Genomic DNA, 13,779 nt, shown 5'->3' on the forward strand with positions numbered 1-13,779 from the left:
ATGGCAGCGCTTCAAGCACTGAAAAACGGACTAGCCCTTGCGCTAGTCTGTTTACTGCTGACAAGTTGTGGCTTTCACTTAAAGAAAGCCTCTAACTTGCCTGACGACTTGAAAGTAATCACCCTTGTTGGTGATGATGAAAAGTCAGCCTTATTCGAATTAGTCGAAAAAGAACTGATTGCGAGTAAAGTTGAGCTTAACCAAGTTGGTAAACATCCTGAGTTAAAGATTCACAGAGATCGTTTAGAGCGTCAAATTCTGTCATTGTTTGATAATGGTCAGGTTGCTGAATATGAACTTGCCTACAGCGTAAGCTATACCCTGAAGCGCCCTGGACAAAAAGCGATTAATCAAAGCTTTGAATTGTATCGTAACTACCAAGACGACCCAGACAATGCCCTTGCAAAAGCAAAAGAGCTTGATTTGCTATTAGGCGAAATTCGTAAGCAAGCGAGTCGTCGTATTGTTCGTGAGTTATCACAACTGTAATGCGTTGTTATGCAAACCAGCTTCCTAGCCAGTTAAAAAAAGGCCTCGCGCCTTTTTACATGGTGTTTGGTGAAGAGCCTTATCAAATTGCTCAGTGCATCATGCAAATTCGCCAAGCAGCTAAACAGCAAGGCTTTGACGAGGTAATCAAATTTACCTTAATGCCGGGTTTTGATTGGCAAGAAATTGTTGCTCAATATCAAAGTATGTCACTGTTCAGCGCTCGTACCTTAATTGAGTTTGATTTAAACGAGCAAAAACCTGGTACGCAAGGCAGCCAAATCTTTAAGCAGCTTGTTGAGCTTGCTAACCCCGATACTATTTTGGTTTTAAAAGGTGCCAAAGCCAGCCAAGATATTCAACGCAGTGCTTGGTTTAAAGCCCTCGATAAGCAAGGCTTATTTGTTCCTTGTTACCCATTAACAGGTAATCACCTGAGCCGCTGGTTAGATGAGCAATGCTACCGTTTAAACTTAAACCTTCATAACAACGCGAAACAAAGCTTAATTGATGCCACTGAAGGAAATTTACTTGCCTGTCATCAAGAGTTAGAAAAACTGTCTTTGCTTTATGGTAGTGAGCTAATTGACCAACAAGCTGTGATGCAAGGGCTACTAAATCAGTCAAAATTTGATATTTTTGATTTGAGTGATGCTTTATTAAATGGCCACGCCGAACAAGCAGTTAAAGTAATGACTAAGCTGGCTGCCGATAACACTGAAGCCATGAGTATTTTTTGGGCCATCAATAAAGAAGCAGCTAACTTACTGGCAATGCAACACGGGCGCTTGAATGGTGCCAATATGGCTGATTTATACAAAAAGTATAATATTTGGAAAAACCAACAAGCTGTTGTACAACAGGCCTTAAACCGCTTGAACATCCAAGTACTCGAACAAATTACCAAACAATTAGCTCAGTTTGATGCCGCATATAAACAAGGCAACCTTGTAGCCCCCTACCAAGCATTAATGCAAATATGCTTAGTGTTTTGCCAACCTGTGGCGATACCTTTACCTTGCCACCCGGTCTTTAACTAAGAGTAACAATTGATGATTGCTATTTTTGGTGGCACCTTTGATCCAATTCACTTAGGTCATATTAATATGGCCCAGCAGTGTGTTCAGCAGTGCCAACTCGATACCCTTTACTTCATGCCTTGTGCTATTCCTGCTCATAAAGCCAAGCCAGGAATAAGTAATGAGCATCGCATTAATATGCTAAAACTTGCGATTGACGACAATCCGCATTTTGCTATCGATTACCGCGAACTAAACCGAGAAGGTGCGTCTTATTCTTTGCTGAGTTTAGAAGAGCTTCGTGCAGAAAACCCAGCAGCGCCGATTATGTTTTTAATCGGCATGGACTCATTCAATAGCCTAGATAAATGGTTTAAATGGCAAGAAATTGTCAAACTTTGTCATATTGTGGTGTACCAGCGTCCGGGGCAGCACTGCCAAGTATCTGGTGAACTTGCAGCTTATAAAGAGAATGCCGTAACAGAGCAACTTAGCCAGCTACAACAAGCCCCTGCGGGTAAGTTATTCTTTTTAAATGGCTTACAAGTTAATGCCGCCTCAAGCGAAATAAGAAAAAAGCTGCATTTAAATAATGATATAGCGGAACTTTTACCTACCAATGTAAGTCACTATATTGCGCAGCATCATCTTTACCAAACAGATGAATAAATACTGCCTGCGTGATAAAATAACAAATTAAGATTATTTATTTTTGAGAAAACACTTTGGATTCTAAACAACTACTCGCATTTGCCCTTGATAAAGTCGACGATATGAAAGCCCGTGATGTGGTACAGCTTGATGTTCGTGGTAAGTCTGACATTACTGATTACATGTTAGTGTGCTCAGGTAACTCTAAACGCCATGTACAATCTATTGCTGATCATGTTGCTAAAGAAGCACGCCATGCTGGTGAAGAACCTCTCGGTTACGAAGGCCAAAACGAAGGTGAATGGGTGCTTGTAGACCTAGGTGATGTGGTTGTGCATGTTATGCAAGACCAAACTCGCGACTTCTATGATCTAGAGAAACTTTGGGGCTAACCCTTAGCAAGGACATAGGTAACCATTTTGAAAATACAATTGATTGCTGTTGGCACCAAAATGCCAGCATGGGTTGAAACCGGATTCACAGAATATCAACGTCGCTTCCCGCGTGATATGCCTCTTGAGCTAATTGAAATCCCCGCAGGTAAACGTGGTAAAAATGCGGATATCAAACGTATTTTACAACTTGAAGGCGAAAAGACCCTAGCTGCGATCCCTAAAGGTAACCGCATTGTAACGCTAGAGGTGACGGGTAAACCAATGGATACCCATCAGCTGGCAAAAAGTATGGAAAAGTGGCAGCTTGATGGTCGCGATGTTAGCTTATTGATTGGTGGACCAGAAGGCTTAGCACCTGAGTGTATTGCAGCGTCTGAGCAAAAGTGGTCATTATCAAACCTGACACTACCGCACCCGCTAGTGCGCATCATTGTTGCAGAAAGCCTATACCGAGGCTGGAGCTTGAATAACAACCACCCTTATCATCGCGAGTAGTAAAGCCAATGCGAAAACACAGACCCACGATTCGAGACCACTCGGCTGAAGCAAACTTGTTTGCTCGCCGAGCATTTGTGGGTTTTGTGTTTGTTACACTGTTAATTGGTGTGTTGTTATCTAACCTATACAACATCCAAGTTATCGAACATCAAGATTATCAAACACGTTCGAACGATAACCGCATCAAAGTTATTCCAATTGCCCCTAACCGTGGGCTTATTTACGACAGAAATGGCGTATTACTGGCTGAAAACAAACCTGTTTATAATTTAGAAGTAATACCCGAGGAAGTTGATAACCTTGAAGAGGCACTGAGCGAAGTTGAAAAAGTTATTAAAATAACTGAGCAACAAAAAGCTGACTTTCTAGATGACATTAAGCACAATCGCCGCTTTAAAAGCCAAGTATTAAAAGCCCGTTTAGACGAAACCGAAGTTGCAAAGTTCTCGGTTAATCAGCATAAGTTTCCTGGCTTTAGTATCGAAGCGCGTTTAGCTCGCTATTACCCTTATGGTGATACCCTTACCCATGCCCTAGGTTATGTTGCCAAACTCAACAAAAAAGAACTCACCAAACTGGAAGCAGAAGACCAAGCAACGAACTACCGTGCAACCCACGACATTGGTAAGCTGGGTATCGAAAAGTATTACGAAGAACTTCTTCATGGTGTGGTTGGTTCGCAGCGCGTTGAAGTGAATAACCGTGGCCGAGTTATCCGCACTTTAAGCCTCACGCCACCTGAGCCTGGTCACGACTTAGTACTCACTCTCGATATAGGCTTACAACAAATTGCTCAACATGCCTTAAAAGACATGCGTGGTGCCATTGTAGTGCTTGATGCTAAAGATGGCGGCGTTTTAGCGCTTTACTCCAACCCAAGTTATGACCCGAATTTATTTGTCCATGGTATCAGCAGCACAGATTACAAAAAGTTGTTAAACCCAGACCGACCGCTAATTAACCGAACCACGCAAGGGCGTTATGCACCTGCCTCAACGGTTAAGCCTCATATGTCAATTCTTGCCCTTGAAGAAGGACTGGTAACCGAGCAAACACAAATTTGGGATCCGGGCTTTTTCCAAATTCCTAACGTGGAGCACAAATGGCGTGACTGGAAACGTTGGGGCCATGGCCATGTTGATGTTTATCGTGCTATTGAAGAGTCATGCGATACCTATTTTTACGATGTTGCTTACCGTTTAGGGATCACCAAAATCAGTGACTTTATGACGCAGTTTGGCTTTGGCGAACTCTCTGGAATCGATATTCACGAAGAAACATCTGCCATTATGCCATCGCGAGAATGGAAAGAAGCCCGCTTTAGAGAGTCATGGTGGCGCGGCGACACCATTTCTGTAGGTATCGGGCAAGGTTATTGGACCGCAACACCAATGCAAATAGCTAATGCAACTAACATATTAGTGAACCGTGGACTCGATCATCCTCCGCACCTTGTACAAGTCGCTAAAAAAGAAAACGAAGTAACGCAAATTAATAATGATGAAAAGCCACCTGTAGTATTAAAAAATCCACATCATTGGCAAATTGCGCTAGATGCGATGCACAACACCGTACATAAAGTCACAGGTACTGCACATAAAGCATTTAAAGGGGCGAATTATGACCCAGCAGGTAAAACAGGTACTGCTCAGGTTGTGAGTATTGCTCAAGGTGAGCGTTACGACGCAAAATCACTTAAAGAGCGCCAACGTGATAACGCTATCTATGTTGGTTTTGCACCCTATAACGATCCACAAATTGTGGTCTCTGTGGTGGTTGAAAACACCGGTGGTGGTAGTACAGTTGGTGCGCCTATTGCGCGTCAATTAATGGATTACTACTTCTCAGCGAACCCGATTCAAATAGCCCAAAGTGACGCGCCATGATCCCATTAAATAAAAAACGCTCAATTTGGCAGCGCCTACACCTCGATTTACCACTCCTTATCGCCCTTATGACGATGATGGTAGCCAGCCTAGCAATTGTTTACAGTGCTAGCGGCCAAGACTCTGCAATGATGATACGCCACGCAACACGTATGTTTGGCGCTATCTTAGGTATGTTTATACTCGCGCAGTTTTCACCTAACACATTAAAGAGTATGGTTATTCCGCTCTACTGCGTGGGGCTTTTGATGCTGGTTGGGGTGTTGTTATTTGGGGTTAGTTCAAAAGGCGCACAGCGTTGGCTTGATTTAGGAGTGACCCGTTTCCAGCCGTCAGAGTTAATGAAAATAGCCGTGCCAATGATGGTTGCATGGTATATCGGGCGTAACCATTTACCGCCAAGAATCATTCATTTAATTATTGGCTTTGCGATTGTAATGGTGCCAACCATTTTAATTAAAGAGCAACCCGACTTAGGTACCTCTATTTTGATTGCCAGTTCAGGGATATTTGTATTGTTTTTATCTGGGCTAAGTTGGCGTCTTATTGGCTTTTTATCTGCTACTGTTGGTTTGGCAGCATGGCCGTTTTGGCATTACGTAATGCTTGATTATCAAAAACAACGGGTACTGACCTTTTTAGATCCTGAAAGCGACCCGCTTGGCTCGGGTTACCACATTATTCAATCGAAAATTGCGATAGGTTCTGGCGGCATTGAAGGTAAAGGCTGGCTACAAGGCACCCAATCACAATTAGAGTTTTTACCTGAGCGTCATACCGATTTTATCTTTTCTGTACTGAGCGAAGAGTTTGGCCTGTTTGGGGTTTGTTTATTACTTTGTATGTACTTGTTTATTATTGGCCGTGGCTTATATATTGCGGTCAATGCGCAAGATGCGTTTGGTAAACTGCTTGCCGGCGCATTAACACTGACCTTCTTTGTTTATGTATTTGTAAATATTGGCATGGTTTCGGGCTTACTGCCTGTAGTAGGTGTTCCGTTACCTCTAATAAGCTATGGTGGCACCTCAATGGTGACCTTGATGGCCGGATTTGGCATTATCATGTCTATCGCCACCGATAAAAGGATGCTTTTAAAATAATGACACAACGAGTCAATTACTTACTTATAGCGTTATTTTCTGTGCTGCTAGCAGCATGTAGTTCTTCATCTCAGCAAGGCCGTTATGCTATGGAGCATGATGCAGCCCCGCTTCGAAAACCAACCGAACTTGAAATGCAAGATGCCATAGTCACGGCGGTTGTTAAAAGTGCAAGCGCTAGTCGCCCTTACGAAGTCCGTGGTAAACGCTACACGCCGATGCTCGATGAAACTGGCTACTCTGAAGAAGGCATTGCTTCGTGGTATGGTCGAAAGTTTCACAATTATCACACCTCAAACGGCGAAGTGTACGATATGTTTGCGATGACAGCAGCTCATAAAACACTGCCGCTACCGAGCTTTGCCAGAGTAACAAATTTAGATAACGGAAAATCAGTAATTGTTCGTGTAAACGACCGTGGCCCATTTCATGATGACCGGATTATCGATTTATCTTATTCTGCGGCCTATAAATTAGGTTATTACCGACAAGGTACAGCCCGTGTTAAGGTTGAGGCTGTTACCCTTGCCAATTCTGCCCCTCGTTTAAGCTACATTCAGGTTGCAGCGGGAAGTACTCTTGCTAATGTTGAAGCGCTCGCGTTTCAACTTCGTCAGCAATATCATGTGCCAACAAACATTGTTGAAAAAGATGGAATCTATCGGTTACGTCTTGGTCCAATAAAAGATGCCGCAGAAGCACAAGCAGTTTTAGAAAAGCTAAAACAAAACCAATTTCAGAACGCGTTCTTGCTTTACAGTGAGTAAGACCTTTAGAATAGGTCAACGCAACATGTTTAACTTTAACCATTAATGAGTACGATGAAATCTATAAAATATAAAATCTTAAGTGGCGTTTGTGGCCTTGTTTGCACTGCTAGCGTATTTTCTGCAACAGCCCAAATTATCCCTGCCCCACCTCAAGTTAATGCGAAAGGTTATTTCTTGGTTGATTTCACCACAGGTAAAGTGATTGCCGAAGGCGAAGCAGATACAAAATTAGCACCGGCTAGTTTAACCAAAATGATGACCAGTTATGTAATTGGTACTGAAATCAAAGCAGGTAATATTGCACCAACTGATATGGTTACAGTCAGTGAAAAAGCCTGGGCAAAGAATTTTCCTGAATCATCAAAAATGTTTATCGAAGTAGGTAAGCAGATCAGCGTTGATGACCTTAACCACGGTATTATTATTCAATCAGGTAACGATGCCTGTGTAGCCATGGCTGAACACATTGCTGGTAGCGAAAGCGCATTTGCTGATTTAATGAATGCCCACGCTGAAAAACTTGGCATGACTAACAGCCACTTCGTAAATAGCCATGGTTTAGATACTAACGAACACTTCACGACACCACGTGATATGGCAACTTTAGGTGCTGCACTTATTCGCGATGTACCAGATGAGTACGAAGTATACGCGAAAAAATCATTCACTTTTAACGGTATCAAGCAATACAACCGTAACTCATTGTTATGGGATGAAAGCATGAACGTTGACGGTATTAAAACTGGCCATACATCAGAAGCGGGTTATAGCTTAGTAACTTCTGCAACTAAAGATGACATGCGTTTAATCGCGGTAGTAATGGGCACTGAAAGCGAACGTGCTCGTAAAGTTGAAAGCAAAAAACTATTGAACTACGGTTTCCGCTTTTTCGAAACAATCACGCCATATAAAGCAGGCGACAGCTTTGCTGAGCAACGTATTTGGATGGGTAACAAAGAAAACGTATCGTTAGGTATCTTAGAAGACACACCTATTACGATTCCACGTGGTCAGCGTAAAAACTTAAAAGCGAACTTCGAACTTGATAAAACATTAGAAGCACCGCTTGCTAAAGGCACTAAAGTAGGCACGCTATTCTTACAGCTTGAAGGTGAAGAAATTGCACAATATCCACTAGTTACACTAGAAGAAGTGGAAGAAGGCAGCTTCTTTAGCAAGATCTACGATTACCTACGTTTACAAATTCAGTAATCTGGTCATAAAGTTTATAAACGCCTTGCACCGCAAGGCGTTTTTTTTTGTCTGAAAAATGATAGAATGCGCCCCATATCAGTCGCGCTGGGTCGAGTGCGTCGTAATCTAAGTTTGCTTAACGCCAAGAAATGGCAGAGAACACCTCTATTAAGCACACTCACTGTTTGAGGAGTCACCGTCGTGGTTCAACCTGTAAAAAATACTAAGTTTGACGAGTATTTAGATTTCCCATGCCCATTCACATTTAAAATCATGGGCTTAGCTAACGTAAATCTAACAGATCAGATCCTAGAAAAGCTGCAACCAATTGCACCTGGCGATTATGCGCCAAAGGTAAAACCAAGCAGCAAAGGTAATTACGAATCTGTAACGCTTGTAGCAACGGTTACAAGTAAAGAGCACATTGAAGAAATTTATAACGTGATCAGCAACATCGATGACGTACGTCACATGCTATAGGCCGATTACGGAGTAACTCGTGAGCGAAAGAGAATTAATCGTTCGTCAACTAGGTCGTCAGCGTTACATGCCAATTTGGCAAAAAATGCAATCTTTTACCGACACCCGTGATGAGCACACAGCAGATGAAATTTGGCTTGTAGAGCACGAGCCAGTATTTACGCAAGGCCAAGCAGGCAAAGCTGAGCACTTATTAAATACCGGTGATATCGAAGTGATCCAAGTGGATCGTGGTGGTCAAGTTACCTATCACGGACCAGGCCAACAAATGATGTATGTGCTATTCAACTTACGTCGTTTAAACATTGGTGTAAGGGAGCTGGTAACTTGGCTTGAAGAGTGCATTATTGATACGTTAAAAGACTACGACATTGATGCCTACGCGAAAGCGGACGCACCCGGTGTTTACGTTAACGACAGCAAAGTTGCCTCACTAGGCCTTCGCGTTCGCCGCGGTTGCTCTTTCCACGGTTTAGCACTAAATGTAAGTATGGATCTAAGTCCATTCTTACGTATTAATCCATGCGGCTATGCTGGCATGAACATGGTGCAAACAACCGATCTAAACGGTCCGCAAAACCTCGAGCAAGCAGGTGCAGGGCTTGTAAAACACATGATTAAAAAGCTTAATGCTACTGTGGTTAAGCACACTGAAGGGTTTGAAAACGAATGAATAAACCAGTCAAAATGGAACCAGGCGTAAAACTGCGTGATGCAGAAAAAATGGCACTGATCCCAGTTAAAGTTTTACCGACTGAAAAAAACGAAATGTTGCGTAAGCCAGAGTGGCTAAAAATTCGCTTACCAAAATCAACTGAACGTATTGATGGTATTAAACAAGCGATGCGTAAACATGGTTTACACTCAGTGTGTGAAGAGGCTTCGTGCCCTAACCTATCTGAATGCTTCAACCATGGTACTGCGACTTTCATGATCTTAGGTGCTATTTGTACTCGTCGTTGTCCATTCTGTGATGTTGCCCATGGCCGTCCATTAAAGCCAGACGCAGCTGAGCCAGAAAAGCTAGCGCTGACTATTAAAGACATGAAGCTAAGCTATGTTGTAATCACGTCAGTAGACCGTGATGATTTACGTGATGGTGGTGCACAGCACTTTGCTGACTGTATTCGTGAAATTCGTAAGCATAACCCAGAAATCACGATTGAAATTCTAGTACCTGACTTCCGTGGTCGTATGGACAGAGCCCTTGATATCTTAATCGAGACGCCGCCAGATGTATTTAACCACAACCTAGAAACAGCACCGCGTTTATACAAATTAGCGCGTCCAGGTGCTGACTATAAATGGTCACTTGAGTTGTTACGCCGCTTTAAAGAAGCACATCCAGATGTGAAAACTAAATCTGGTTTGATGGTAGGTTTAGGTGAAGAAATTAGCGAAATCGAAGAAGTATTACGTGATTTACGCGAGCATAACGTTGATATGCTAACAGTAGGTCAATACCTACAACCTTCTAAGCACCACTTACCGGTTAAACGCTATGTGCCGCCAGCAGAGTTTGATGCTTTAAAAGATTATGCAGACGAAATTGGCTTTACACATGCGGCCTGTGGTCCATTTGTTCGCTCAAGCTACCATGCTGACCAACAAGCAGCTGGTAAAGAAGTGAAGTAATACTTTACAACTATTTAAAAGCCCGCATTAAGCGGGCTTTTTTATGTTCCAAAATATCAGCGCCCATAACGCGCTAAGAACATTTTTACAGTTTCGCTTATTACTTTGTTATCGGAGTCGCCTTCTTGGCGCTCAAAGCCATACAGCAACGGATAGAAGATCAGAGACTTTAACTGATACACAAACTGTTTTGCTGCAAACTCAACATCATCAATCGTTAAAACCTGTGCTTTTACACCTGCTTCTAAAAACGCCACCAGATCTTGCATACAGCCCATGTTATTACTGGCTAATGATTTTGCTAAATCAGGCTGCTGTAACATCTGCATGAAAGCGACTTTCGCTACTTTTAAAAACTCTTCAGAGGTCAAAAGTGCCACTTCTTGTTCAGCAATGCGTGTTAACTGCTGTGCAATTGGCACAGCGGCATCAAATACAACCGCTTGCTCTTGGCGGACTTTTTCAAACATAAACACTAGAATTGCTTGAAACAACACATCTTTATTTTCAAAGTGATTGTAGACGGTACGTTTTGAGGCACCTGCTAAGCTTGCAACCTGATCCATACTTGTATGCTCAACGCCCTGCTGAAAAAACAACGTTTCAGCTGCATTCAAAATATCTAATCGTTTTCTCTGTGATAATTTCATGGACCCCTCCGATAAGGGTTACTAGTGTAACGCAAAAATAAAAAATGCACTAGATAGTTTACTTTTATAGCAAACCATGAAAAACTACACCGTGTAGTTTACTTATGGTGACGATATGAAATTTCTAAAATGGCTCGCAATCGCCACTCTATGCATCGTGATAGGAGTGTTTATTATGAATAATCAATTAGCCGCTGATGGCGTGAGTGATAACAGCCACTCTGCGCAATTATCTGATGGCAAGTTCCACAATAGCGCCGAGGTAGAAAGACCCAGCTTTAAGAAAACGCTAGGTATCTTCAAACGCTTTATTACTGAAAAGAAAATTGATGCAGAGCCAACAGGTGAACTGCCTATGCATTCTGTTTCTCATGCACAGCTTGAGCGTTTATCTAATGACACAGTGCATTTTGTAAAATTAGGTCACTCCTCTATTTTAGCGAAAGTGTATGGCGAATACTGGCTATTTGATCCGGTATTTTCAGAGCGCGCTTCGCCTTTTTCATTCATGGGGCCAAAGCGCTTTCAGCCAACACCTATCAGCATTAAAGAGTTACCAAACATTGCCAAGGTATTTATTTCGCACAACCATTATGATCACTTAGATAAAGCGGCGATTAAACAGCTTGTTGGTAAAACAGATTCTTTTTATGTGCCATTAGGAGTCGAAAACGACCTGAAAAAATGGGGAGTTGATGAACAAAGAGTCCATAGTTTTGATTGGTGGCAAGAGCAAAATATGGCAAATAGCCAAATTGTATTTACACCAACCCAGCACTTTTCTGGCCGAGGTTTAACAGATGGCAATAAAACTCTTTGGGGCTCTTGGGCTATTAAAGTAAATGACAAGCGCTTTTATTTTAGCGGTGACTCTGGTTATTTTGCTGGCTTTAAAGAAATTGGTAATCGCTATGGGCCATTTGATATCACTTTTATTGAAACCGGTGCTTACGACAAAGATTGGGCTGACATTCACATGACACCAGAGCAATCAGTACAAGCTCACCTCGACTTACAAGGTGATGTGATGGTGCCCGTGCATAATGGTACATTCGATCTTGCCTTTCATGCTTGGTATGACCCACTTAAACGTGTCGCTAAAAAAGCAGGACAGGAGCAAGTGTCACTGAGTACTCCGTTAGTTGGTGAGGTATTTAAAATTCAAGATACCGCCATTGATAAAGCGTGGTGGTAAAATTGACAGGATGAAAGGTGCATTATTATCCTTTCATCCTGAATAATTAGTTATTTGTAGACTCTTTCTGGACAGCCCCCCTTCGTGTCCCATATAGTGAAACCCTGTGCAATCAACCAGAAAAACTATGACAACTCACCTTAAGTATGCAAGCTTGGCACTTGCAATTGGTTTATTCGGCTGCTCTGAGCAACCAACAACAAGCACTGATGAACCAAACGCTGAAAGCAATGCAGCCGTAAACATTGCCAATGTACGCTCACATATTAAAACCCTCGCCTCTGATGAATTCTTAGGCCGTGGCCCTTTAACTGAAGGAGAAACGCTCACTATTAACTATTTAGCCGATGAATATAAAAAACTCGGCTTAAGCGGTAGTTTTAATGGCGAGTTTTTACAGCCAGTTACGATGGCAAAACTCACTCCAGATCAAAACATGACCTTACAAGTGGGTGATTTAAGCTTTAATGCTGGCAGTGATTTTACCGCCCGTACCCAACAAATTAACCCTGAAATCAACATCGATGGCTCTGATGTTGTATTTGTTGGCTATGGTATCAATGCACCTGAATATAATTGGGATGACTTTGCAGATATTGATGTAAAAAACAAAACAATTATCGTGCTTGTTAATGATCCTGGGTTTGCCACCCAAGACGACGCGCTTTTCACCGGTAATGCTATGACCTATTACGGTCGTTGGACTTACAAGTATGAAGAAGGTGCTCGCCAAGGTGCAAAAGCAGTATTTATCGTTCACGAAACTGCTCCTGCCGCATACCCTTGGGGCGTTGTAGAAAGCTCGAACACGGGTAGCAAATATACCTTAATCGACCAAGATAAGAATGCTTCTGACATCCCTGTAATGGGTTGGATTGACGAACAAGCGGCAAATGAAATTTTTGCTCAAGCAGGCCTTGATTATCAAACTGAAAAAGCCAACGCACTAAAAGCTGACTTTAAACCTGTCGACTTAAAAGCGAAAGCAGCGCTGACACTGAAAAGTGATATCTCTCAAGCGCAATCGCATAATGTTGTTGCAACGCTTAAAGGTAGCGAAACCCCTGATGAGTACATTGTAATTGGTGCGCACTGGGACCACTTTGGCACCAAGCAAACTGATGACGGAGTGAAAATCTACAATGGTGCTGTTGATAACGCATCAGGTAGCGCAGCAACGGTTGAAATAGCCCGTATTCTTACTGAAATGCATAAGAAAAAACCATTTAAACGCTCTATTATCTTTGCCAACTTTACGGCTGAAGAAACAGGGCTTATTGGCTCAGAGCAATTCGCAACTGGCGAGATTGTACCAACCAAGCAAATGGTCGCGCTGCTTAATATTGATGGTATGAACGTGCTAGACGGCGTTGACTACATATTACAATACGGTAAAGGCATGTCTGAAATGGAAGACTACCTTGCAGATGCAGCGAAAGCACAAGGTCGTCATGTAAAAATGGACCCGCGTCCTCAAAATGGTTTGTTCTTCCGCTCTGATCACTTCTCGCTGGCTAAGAAAGGGGTTCCTAGTTTACTATTTATGAGTTTAGGTGATACAGATCCTGATTACATCGCGCACAAATATCATAAAGAAGCTGACGACTATTCAGCAGATTGGTCTATGGGCGGTGTTGAGCAAGATATTGAACTGATTGTTGATATTGCCGCCAAACTTGCTGATAACGGCGATTGGCCTAAGTGGAAAGCCGAGTCTGATTTCAAAGCTCGTCGCTTACAAGACAAGCAATAACCTTCGCTTAGATACAAAAAACCGAGCTAGTTGCTCGGTTTTTTATTGTCAGTTTTACTTA

15 protein-coding genes are annotated in these 13,779 nt (G+C 42.5%); 14 read left to right on the forward strand and 1 reads right to left on the reverse strand.

The genetic code is table 11. The features are described 5' to 3' along the window. From L1266_RS03480 to lipA, 12 genes are all read left to right on the forward strand, one after another. Complete coding sequence (locus L1266_RS03480; protein WP_062564351.1) at positions 1-489, forward strand: LPS-assembly lipoprotein LptE; 489 nt, start codon at positions 1-3, stop codon at positions 487-489. Next, positions 489-1,529, forward strand: a complete 1,041-nt coding sequence (gene holA / locus L1266_RS03485; RefSeq protein WP_235376866.1) for a DNA polymerase III subunit delta — start codon at positions 489-491, stop codon at positions 1,527-1,529. Before L1266_RS03480 ends, holA begins: the two co-directional genes overlap by 1 nt. A 12-nt stretch (positions 1,530-1,541) precedes the next feature. Continuing rightward, a complete protein-coding gene (nadD, locus tag L1266_RS03490) occupies positions 1,542-2,177 on the forward strand; it encodes a nicotinate-nucleotide adenylyltransferase (RefSeq protein ID WP_235376999.1) in 636 nt (211 codons plus the stop codon). A gap of 56 nt (positions 2,178-2,233) precedes the next feature. After that, positions 2,234-2,551, forward strand: coding sequence for a ribosome silencing factor (gene rsfS / locus L1266_RS03495; protein ID WP_054551669.1), 318 nt, complete (start codon positions 2,234-2,236; stop codon positions 2,549-2,551). Between the two features lie 27 nt (positions 2,552-2,578). Continuing rightward, entirely contained in the window at positions 2,579-3,049 is a 471-nt protein-coding gene (rlmH, locus tag L1266_RS03500; RefSeq protein WP_036967350.1) for a 23S rRNA (pseudouridine(1915)-N(3))-methyltransferase RlmH, read from the forward strand. Between the two features lie 8 nt (positions 3,050-3,057). Next, positions 3,058-4,938 (forward strand): penicillin-binding protein 2, encoded by a 1,881-nt coding sequence (gene mrdA / locus L1266_RS03505; RefSeq protein WP_138602636.1) that lies wholly within the window; start codon positions 3,058-3,060, stop codon positions 4,936-4,938. Beyond that, positions 4,935-6,041 carry a rod shape-determining protein RodA gene (rodA, locus tag L1266_RS03510; protein WP_054551671.1) on the forward strand — a complete coding sequence of 369 codons (1,107 nt, stop codon included), beginning with the start codon at positions 4,935-4,937 and terminating at the stop codon, positions 6,039-6,041. Before mrdA ends, rodA begins: the two co-directional genes overlap by 4 nt. After that, the gene (locus L1266_RS03515; protein WP_054551672.1) at positions 6,041-6,808 is read left to right on the forward strand and encodes a septal ring lytic transglycosylase RlpA family protein; all 768 of its coding nucleotides are present in this window, start codon (positions 6,041-6,043) and stop codon (positions 6,806-6,808) included. The genes rodA and L1266_RS03515 overlap by 1 nt, the downstream gene beginning before the upstream one ends. 54 nt (positions 6,809-6,862) lie before the next feature. Next, a complete protein-coding gene (locus L1266_RS03520) occupies positions 6,863-8,023 on the forward strand; it encodes a serine hydrolase (RefSeq protein ID WP_054551673.1) in 1,161 nt (386 codons plus the stop codon). Between the two features lie 183 nt (positions 8,024-8,206). Continuing rightward, positions 8,207-8,485, forward strand: a complete 279-nt coding sequence (ybeD, locus tag L1266_RS03525) for a DUF493 family protein YbeD (RefSeq protein WP_054551674.1) — start codon at positions 8,207-8,209, stop codon at positions 8,483-8,485. A 19-nt stretch (positions 8,486-8,504) separates the two neighbouring features. Further along, positions 8,505-9,158 (forward strand): lipoyl(octanoyl) transferase LipB, encoded by a 654-nt coding sequence (gene lipB / locus L1266_RS03530; protein ID WP_082389180.1) that lies wholly within the window; start codon positions 8,505-8,507, stop codon positions 9,156-9,158. Next, positions 9,155-10,120, forward strand: a complete 966-nt coding sequence (gene lipA, locus L1266_RS03535; protein WP_054551675.1) for a lipoyl synthase — start codon at positions 9,155-9,157, stop codon at positions 10,118-10,120. The genes lipB and lipA overlap by 4 nt, the downstream gene beginning before the upstream one ends. A gap of 56 nt (positions 10,121-10,176) precedes the next feature. Here the strand turns inward: lipA and L1266_RS03540 are convergent, their stop codons facing one another. Beyond that, the gene (locus L1266_RS03540; RefSeq protein ID WP_054561833.1) at positions 10,177-10,770 is read right to left on the reverse strand and encodes a TetR/AcrR family transcriptional regulator; all 594 of its coding nucleotides are present in this window, start codon (positions 10,768-10,770) and stop codon (positions 10,177-10,179) included. Positions 10,771-10,945: 175 nt separating this feature from the next. Between L1266_RS03540 and L1266_RS03545 the strand changes: the two genes are divergently transcribed. Both L1266_RS03545 and L1266_RS03550 read left to right on the forward strand, forming a co-directional pair. Continuing rightward, a complete protein-coding gene (locus tag L1266_RS03545; protein ID WP_235376868.1) occupies positions 10,946-11,965 on the forward strand; it encodes an MBL fold metallo-hydrolase in 1,020 nt (339 codons plus the stop codon). A 127-nt stretch (positions 11,966-12,092) separates the two neighbouring features. Then, positions 12,093-13,718: a M28 family metallopeptidase gene (locus L1266_RS03550; protein WP_235377000.1), complete on the forward strand. Its 1,626-nt coding sequence runs from the start codon at positions 12,093-12,095 to the stop codon at positions 13,716-13,718. Positions 13,719-13,779: the final 61 nt, after the last annotated feature.

The sequence above is a fragment of the Pseudoalteromonas sp. Cn5-37 genome (assembly GCF_021532495.1).
Classification (GTDB): domain Bacteria; phylum Pseudomonadota; class Gammaproteobacteria; order Enterobacterales; family Alteromonadaceae; genus Pseudoalteromonas; species Pseudoalteromonas simplex.

Coding starts and splice junctions, on each gene's coding strand:
- L1266_RS03515 (WP_054551672.1), top strand. CDS start 6,041: ATGACACAACGAGTCAATTACTTACTTATAGCGTTATTTTCTGTGCTG.
- L1266_RS03540 (WP_054561833.1), bottom strand. CDS start 10,770: ATGAAATTATCACAGAGAAAACGATTAGATATTTTGAATGCAGCTGAA.
- L1266_RS03480 (WP_062564351.1), top strand. CDS start 1: ATGGCAGCGCTTCAAGCACTGAAAAACGGACTAGCCCTTGCGCTAGTC.
- L1266_RS03545 (WP_235376868.1), top strand. CDS start 10,946: ATGAATAATCAATTAGCCGCTGATGGCGTGAGTGATAACAGCCACTCT.
- nadD (WP_235376999.1), top strand. CDS start 1,542: ATGATTGCTATTTTTGGTGGCACCTTTGATCCAATTCACTTAGGTCAT.
- L1266_RS03550 (WP_235377000.1), top strand. CDS start 12,093: ATGACAACTCACCTTAAGTATGCAAGCTTGGCACTTGCAATTGGTTTA.
- L1266_RS03520 (WP_054551673.1), top strand. CDS start 6,863: ATGAAATCTATAAAATATAAAATCTTAAGTGGCGTTTGTGGCCTTGTT.
- lipA (WP_054551675.1), top strand. CDS start 9,155: ATGAATAAACCAGTCAAAATGGAACCAGGCGTAAAACTGCGTGATGCA.
- mrdA (WP_138602636.1), top strand. CDS start 3,058: ATGCGAAAACACAGACCCACGATTCGAGACCACTCGGCTGAAGCAAAC.
- holA (WP_235376866.1), top strand. CDS start 489: ATGCGTTGTTATGCAAACCAGCTTCCTAGCCAGTTAAAAAAAGGCCTC.
- rodA (WP_054551671.1), top strand. CDS start 4,935: ATGATCCCATTAAATAAAAAACGCTCAATTTGGCAGCGCCTACACCTC.